The organism is Gemmatimonadales bacterium (assembly GCA_030697825.1).
In the GTDB taxonomy this organism is placed as follows: Bacteria; Gemmatimonadota; Gemmatimonadetes; order Gemmatimonadales; family JACORV01; genus JACORV01.
Genome location: JAUYOW010000128.1, coordinates 1 through 1,066 on the forward strand (window position 1 = coordinate 1; position 1,066 = coordinate 1,066).

Consider the following 1,066-nt stretch of genomic DNA (forward strand, 5'->3'; position numbering starts at 1 on the left):
GCCGACGCCGTGATCGTCTCGCTGGGCGCGAGCCTCGCGCCTGAGACCATCCCCGGGCTTACGGAAGCCGGGCACAATCTCTACTCGCTGGAGGGAGCCACGGCGCTGCGGGACGCGCTTCGCTCGTTTCGTGGTGGGCGAATCGTCGTGCTCACCGCGGCGCCGGCGTACAAGTGCCCGGCGGCGCCGTACGAGGCGGCGATGCTCATCGAGGCCTTCACGCGAGGGCGAGGTTTACGCGACCAGGTGACCATAGACGTCTTCGCGGCGGAGCCCGGACCGATGGGCGTGACCGGCCCCGTGGTCTCGGCGGCGATTCGGCAGCTTGTCGAGAGCAAGGGCATCGGCTACTACCCCGAGCACCAGGTCACCACGGTGGACGCGGCATCGAGGCGTCTCACCTTCGCGAACGGCGCGGCGGCCGACTACGACCTGCTCGCATACGTGCCGCCGCACCGCTCACCGGAGGTCGTGCGCGCCGCTGGCCTGGCAAGCGACGGCGGCTGGGTGAGCGCCGACCGGCACACGTTCGAAACGAGCTTTCCCGGCGTCTTCGCCATAGGCGACGTGACGGCCGTTCCACTCGCCATGGGCAAGCCGCTTCCCAAGGCCGGCGTGTTCGCGGAGCGGCAGGCGGAGGTGGTGGCGCACAACATCGCGGCGGCGTGGCGCGGGCGCGGAGCGCCCCGTGCGTTCGACGGCTATGGCGAGTGCTTCGTGGAGACGGGTGACGGGCGGGCCGGCTTCGGGTCGGGGGACTTCTACGCAGAGCCTGCTCCGGTGGTCGCGCTCCGCGCCCCCGGCCGACGGTGGCACTGGGGCAAGGTGCTGTTCGAGCGGCGTTGGTTCTGGCAGTGGCTCTGATGGCGGCACCGGCTTCCTAGTCGCAGGCGGGTCCGGTCGCTGCACCGAAGCCCGCTCTTGCATTGTGCAAGACCCCCGCCTTCCCTATTGTTCGACAATGACCTCCGTCGCCTCCGAGAAGCGAATGATGCCTTGGCGCCGGGTCCCTTCGCCTGGTGGCGTGCCGCCGCTGCGCACCCTCCTGCGCTGGCTCTACATCGGC

1 protein-coding gene is annotated in these 1,066 nt (G+C 70.4%); it reads left to right on the forward strand.

The window, feature by feature from the left end; genetic code table 11:
• On the forward strand, positions 1 to 864 hold an 864-nt coding region (locus tag Q8Q85_06650), incomplete at its 5' end, for an FAD/NAD(P)-binding oxidoreductase (protein MDP3773931.1).
• Positions 865 to 1,066: the final 202 nt, after the last annotated feature.